Origin of the sequence: Flavobacterium sp. (genome assembly GCF_049318325.1) — a bacterium.
In the GTDB taxonomy this organism is placed as follows: Bacteria; Bacteroidota; Bacteroidia; order Flavobacteriales; family Flavobacteriaceae; genus Flavobacterium.
Window position 1 is genome coordinate 1 of record NZ_JBMOGQ010000125.1, and the last position, 6,589, is coordinate 6,589.

The 6,589-nt window shown below is 32.2% G+C and carries 4 protein-coding genes; all 4 read left to right on the forward strand.

Annotated features, from left to right (window positions below):
• A partial coding sequence (locus ACOYLP_RS09985) for a DEAD/DEAH box helicase (protein WP_422856026.1) occupies positions 1-1,283 on the forward strand: 1,283 nt, incomplete at its 5' end.
• Positions 1,280-2,530: a GIY-YIG nuclease family protein gene (locus ACOYLP_RS09990; protein ID WP_422856027.1), complete on the forward strand. Its 1,251-nt coding sequence runs from the start codon at positions 1,280-1,282 to the stop codon at positions 2,528-2,530. The genes ACOYLP_RS09985 and ACOYLP_RS09990, both read left to right, overlap by 4 nt.
• A gap of 64 nt (positions 2,531-2,594) precedes the next feature.
• The gene (locus ACOYLP_RS09995) at positions 2,595-5,804 is read left to right on the forward strand and encodes a sacsin N-terminal ATP-binding-like domain-containing protein (protein WP_422856028.1); all 3,210 of its coding nucleotides are present in this window, start codon (positions 2,595-2,597) and stop codon (positions 5,802-5,804) included.
• 6 nt (positions 5,805-5,810) lie between these two features.
• Entirely contained in the window at positions 5,811-6,494 is a 684-nt protein-coding gene (locus ACOYLP_RS10000) for a hypothetical protein (RefSeq protein ID WP_422856029.1), read from the forward strand.
• Positions 6,495-6,589 lie beyond the last annotated feature (95 nt).

Genomic DNA, 6,589 nt, shown 5'->3' on the forward strand with positions numbered 1-6,589 from the left:
CATACAACTATTACGAACAATTAAACGGATACCAGTATTTAAAATCTTTAGGAATCGGATTTCATTTTTATCATGGCAAATACTTAGACTCAATTGCTGAAATTCTTGATGTCAAAAAGAAAACGATAATTCATATCCCAAGTGTGAATGCATCTGAATCGACTAAAGAAAAGATAATGGAGGTTGATGCAATCATTGACCATATTGGTGTTTACGACTACACAGACGACCACGGAATCATACATGTAAAGGGGAAAGCGGGAGAGCAAATTAAAATTGCAGACTTAGTTAATGATAATTCTGAGCAACGAGATAAGATTATTGGGTACTTGAGAAACATTAAAAATGTTGAAGACATTGATATAATCATTGCTTTAGGAATGGCAAAGGAAGGTTTTGATTGGCCTTTCTGTGAAACGACATTGACGATTGGATACAGAGGTTCCCTAACAGAAATTATTCAAATTATAGGTCGCTGCACCCGTGACAGTGAAAACAAATCACATGCACAATTTACAAATCTGATTGCTGAACCTGATGCAGAAAATGAAGATATCATTGAGAGTGTTAATAGTATCCTTAAAGCAATAGCGGCATCACTTTTAATGGAAGAAGTTATTGCACCGAAATTTAATTTCAAACCGAAAGAAAACCCTAATGACAAAAGCAATGGTGTAGACATTTTCATTAAAGGATTCAAAGAACCTACTTCCAAAAATGTAAAGGAAATTATTGAGAATGACATTGTAGATTTAAAAGCAAAGATTTTACAATCTTCAGAAATTCAAAATTCCTTCCCTGGGCTTATTGATCCCGAAGTCTTGAACAAGGGTCTTATTCCAAAAGTAATTCACGAAATATATCCTCACTTGGAACAAAACGAAGTTACAGAACTAGGAGATTATATTGTAGCAAGTTCGGTTATACGGTCAAGTAATATAGTTCAAAGTGGAAACGACAAGTTAATCTCGTTTGCCAACAGGTTGGTAAATGTAAACGAACTAAATATGGATTTAATTTATTCAATTAACCCCTTTCAGAATGCTTTTGAAGTAATGTCAAAACAATTAAGTTCAAAAGTTTTCAAAGCGGTTCAACAATGTATTCAAGCTTTAAGAATTCAGATGACTGATGATGAAGCAATATTGTTGTGGCCAAAGATTCAAGACTTTTATCGTGTAAAAGGTAAGCAACCAAGTGCAGATTCGATTGACCCACTTGAAAGGAGAATGGCTGAAGCATTAATCTACATGAGGCAAATTAAAAATGAACTTACACAATGAAAAAAAGATCAGAGCTTGTTGATTTAATTCAGAATGACCCATTCGGACTTCTTAAAAGTGACTATGTCAAAAAAGGGGTTTCTGAAAATGATTCTGCATTGATTAATTCATTTGAAGAAATTCAATCTTTTGTTGAAGAGCATAATTGTGAACCTCAATCTAATATATCAAACATGATTGAGTTCAAACTGTTCGCAAGACTGAAAGCAATTCGTTCTGATGCAAAAAAAATTAAAATCCTCTCAAAATATGATTTTGGCGGGTTATTAAAAGGCAATGCCATAAAGGAAATTACTATTGAAGATATTATCTCTGACGATTCTTATAAACTTTTAGGAGAGGAAGAAGAAAATAGCGAAATTTTCAAACTCAAACATGTTAAGTCAGTTGAAAGAATTAAGCCCGACTATCTTTCAAGAAGAAAGGTTTGCAAAGATTTTTCATTGTATAAAGAAATGTTCAATATTCTGCACGAAGAACTTGCCTCTAAAAAAAGAAGACTAATCAAATACACTTCATCTGATTTGAATGTAGGCAATTTCTATGCACTTGATGGAATTCTATTTTACTTAAAGTCTATTGAGGGGGACACAAACAAATATGTTTTCAAAAGCGGAGAGAGAGAACGGTTTGACGGTAGAACTCTTTGTATTTTTGATAATGGAACACAATCCGATATGTTGTTTCGTTCATTGGACAAAGCAATGCAACTTGATGGTTATTCTATTAGTGCTAAAATTAATGATTCAAGCATAGATGCAACACCAATAGATGAATCAGATGTTCTAAATGGATACATTTATGTTTTAGCAAGCAAGAACCCGGATGTAAAAGATTTTGAAAATCTTTATAAGATTGGTCATACCACAGGTTCTGTAGCTGATAGAATTAAGAATGCGAAAAAGGAAGCTACATATTTGTTCTACGATGTAGATATTATTTCAACTCACAGATGCCTTAATATCCAATCATATAATCTTGAGCAAACTATTCACGATTTTTTCTCAGCGGTAAAATTAGATATTGAATTATTTGATAATAGAAATAATATTTATAAGCCAAGAGAATGGTTCAAAGTCAGCCACGATGTAATCAAAGACGCAATAAATTTAATTGTAAGCAATCAAATTAACGATTATCTCTATGACCCAGAGGTCAATCAAGTAATCAAGAAATATGTTTCACAACAAGACTCTCCACCTAGTCTTGCTGCTGAAGACCCTTCTAAATACAAAAAGAAAAAATAATTTATGAAAACAAGTTGCGATTGCACTAAAAATATTAGTAATGGATGAAATTAACATTTGTTAGATGGAAGAAATAAATCAAATAAATCGTGACGCAATATTAACTAATGCAATAAACGAATCTGAATTATCAGACTTAAAGCAACATGCCGATAAGATGATAAGAGGGTTTGAGAATTTTAATAGCTTTTCTTCGAACCGTGCTATATGGGAATTGATACAAAATGCTTGCGATTTATCTAAAGATTGTGATGTGGTTATTGATTATAGCAACAACGGGTTTTCGTTTACACATAATGGATCATTTTTTACAACTAAAGCTTTTATTTCTCTAATAAAACAAGTAAGTGGGAAGTATGGTGAGGAATCAGATATACCTGAAGTTGGAAAATATGGAACAGGCTTTTTAACTACTCATACATTTGGGCGTAAATTTTTAATTAATGCGGTACTTGAGTCAAATAACACCTTTTTCGAAATAAAGGATTTTTTAATTGACAGAAGTCCTAAAGAGTGGAAAGAGCTCAGTGAAAACATAAAGAGACAAAAAGAGAATGTTTACAAACTTATCAAGGAAGGTGCAATTATCAGTAATCCTGTAAATAGAACAACATTTACATTCATACCCGAAACACAACAGGAGTTAAGCTATATTATTGAATCTAGCAAAGATTTAGAAGATTACGTTCCAATTGTTTTAACAATAAATGATCGACTAAAAAAAGTAAACATTATCAACAATGGCATCCAAACAAACTTTGAAAGAATTAATAAGGAAGAAGTCTCCAACACCCATTCAATAAATTTATTTAAGACAACCATCTCTAAAAACGGAATTGAGAAAGTGTTGTATTCAATTATTGATAAAGACGATCAGATAGAAGTTATATTACCCATCAATGAAAAATTGGAACTATTCCAATTTCCTGAAAGGGTTGCACGATTGTTTTTATACTATCCATTAATTGGATCAGAACATTTTGGCTTTAACTTTATAATAAATTGCAATCAATTTCTTCCTACCGAACCAAGAGATGGAATTCATTTAAAAAGCAATAAAGACCAAGTTAAAGACCAAGAAGAGGAAAATCGAAGGATTTTAGAAAAAGCTTCTCGGTTAATATTTGATTTCCTAAAAAGCAATGTAATTGAAGTAGATAACCCCCTTTTATATGCTCAAATAAATTTCAAAAGAAATTCAGAAAATGCTTTATTGAATGAGTATTTTGAAGAATTACAAAAATCTTGGACAGAAGAGTTTAAATTATTGCCTATAGTCGAAACATCGGAAGGCTTTAAACCAGTTAACGAAGTTTGTTTCTTTGATGAAGGACTTTTAAACAGTACAGAGTGTTTTGATGAAATTTATAAACTAACTTCTATCTTTTATAAAAACATCCCTGTAAAGGAAAAAGTGGTTTTATGGAGCAAGTTTGTTGGCGAATGGACAAGCGAAAGCCTTAGTTTCATTGAGCATGAAGATTTGGTTATTGCTATTTCAAAAGAGAATTTATCCGAATTCGATAATGACTGTTTAATCAATTATTACAAAAACCTTATTAAAGAAGAAAGAATAAACTTTTTTTCAGAACACACTTTACTGCCAAATTTAGATGGAAAATTCTGCTTACTTTCTTCCCTTCTTTCGCCTAAAGATTTAAATGAAACACTAATTGAGATAGGAAAAATATTAATCCCTCATTCAATCGAAAGGTTGATACACAAAGATTTTTGTTTTGATTTTCACTTTGAGAAATTTAATAGAAAAGATTTCTCTAATAACGTAAAATCAAGTTTAGATGAAAAAGAGTCCTCAACTTGCATTTGCCTGCCCGAATCCATTGATGTTACAAAATATAGCACAACAGTTCTCGATGGAATGAAGAGCCTCGAATATAATTTCTTTTCTAGTTTACTGAAGTATTGCAAGCTCAATAACAATGTAAATTCGCAAAGCAAGCCTGCTTCCCTAATAAAAATATTAAGTAAATATTATGCACTAGATGAGAATCTAATTCAATTGACAAATCTTGAGGTACAAGAGGATAATCTTGACATCCGTTCTGCAAGAAAAATATTAGTTCAAGTGTTTTTTAATTTGCTTCAACATCACAATGACGAATGGGTGCAGCAGAATATCCCTTTGTTATTAGATCTTGCTAATTGCAATGAAGATAGTCTAAAAGAAGTGTATGCTACATCAAAAATATATCCTAACCAGATTAATCAATTAAAGTGTATCACAGAGTTAAAAAGAGATATTGATGTGCTCCTCGAGATAAAAGAACTGTATAATAAAGTTACAAAAGATGAGATTCGGGAAGATTTGGTTTACCAGCAGTTTAATGATTTTGTTGCCGAAGATAGATTCGTAACAAACAAATATCTCACTAATCAAATAGAAGACACCTTCTTTAATACAGACATTCTTAATATTAACGAACACCCATTTAAGGTTGAGATACTAAATATTATTTCAAAACTTAGAGAGAAAAAATACGCTGACCTTTTTCCAAGATTGGATGATAAAAAGGCGAATTTGATGTTAGAAATAGTTACGAACGAAAATACAAAAGATGATATTTTTTCTATTGTAACATTAAAGGAATCGCAATTGAAGAAACTGGGCAAGTTAGTTCAGGAAGATAACTTCGAGGCGATATTAAATGCTGCTGCTTTTATACTTCAACAGAAAATTGAAAACGATGCAGACTTTAGGCATAAACATGAGATTGGTACTTATATAGAAGGGCTAATCCGTGAAAAGCTTTCTAAAGAGTTGCAGGACAGAATTTCGTTTGACAAAGGTGAATCATTAGAAGCCACAGATATTCAGGGAGGTCAGGATATTGTTATATTATTTGATGGAAATCCAGTTTATTTTATTGAGGTAAAGTCAAGATGGGATCCTAGGAATTCTGTTTCCATGAGTAAACTACAACTACAAAGAGCCGTAGAAGAGAATGAACGATATGCTTTATGTGCAGTTGACATTACCCGATACGAAGGAACAAATGACAGATATCATCTTTCCACAGAGGAAATTTTACCAATTACAAAGTTTATATCAAATATTGGCGGGAGTATTAAACCATTAATTGAAGATAATTTAGCTGCTGAAAAAAAACAGAATGAATCAATACACTTAATAGACTATAGGGGTATAATACCTCAAGAAATTATTAAGGCGGGAAATGATTTTCAGACTTTTATTGATTCGCTTACTACCATAATAAATAATATTGCAACTAACGATGCCAAGGCACAACTTTAATAACGAATGGGAATAGTAAACATCATAGAAAAATATTTATCAGGCATCACAACAGATGAATTCCACAGATACAAATCTTGGGATAATTGCTTTCAGGCTTTCAGTGTTTCTAAACAAACAGAAATTCAGGTTTTAGAGTTGGCTTTTTACTTAGCAAGTTGGGGAATGTATAGAGGTTCGGGCGGTTTGCTCCAAAAGAATCACCTGATCCATAAAGGAGCTGTTGACATTGTGTATTCAAAGACCAATCAAAAACTGAAATGCAATCAAATAACCGAAATAAAACCGGAAAATATTAAAGCTATTCTTGCAGTGAAAGATGAATTGGCAAAACATTACTGCAGCATTTTTTTCACCAAAGGAGCAGACAAACCAAAACCCATTTCACCGACAGACACACTATTGAGTAAAATTATGTTAGGCACTTTAGGTTGTGTTCCTGCATTCGACAGGTATTTCATTGACGGTTTAAAGGAAATGAAAATGGAACATACTGGATTCAATGAAGCGTCATTAAACGAACTTTTCAACTTCATATACAAGAACAAAAAAGAAATTGACCAAGTACAAAAACTAATTACGGCCAAGACACAAAGACATTATCCCCTAATGAAAATACTGGATATGTATTTCTGGCAAATCGGTTACGACAAAGACGTAAAAGAAAAAAAGCAGAAGAAAGTAAAATGATTTTAGGAACCGACAATAAAGCCCAACGCATTTTGCAAGCACATTTAAAAACCGCACAAGCAACCGCACAGACCAAAGTTTTTAAAAGAGCTTGC

What these genes read in the sequence shown, in the direction of transcription:
- ACOYLP_RS09990 (WP_422856027.1), top strand. Translation starts at nt 1,280, where the DNA reads ATGAAAAAAAGATCAGAGCTTGTTGATTTAATTCAGAATGACCCATTC.
- ACOYLP_RS09995 (WP_422856028.1), top strand. Translation starts at nt 2,595, where the DNA reads ATGGAAGAAATAAATCAAATAAATCGTGACGCAATATTAACTAATGCA.
- ACOYLP_RS10000 (WP_422856029.1), top strand. Translation starts at nt 5,811, where the DNA reads ATGGGAATAGTAAACATCATAGAAAAATATTTATCAGGCATCACAACA.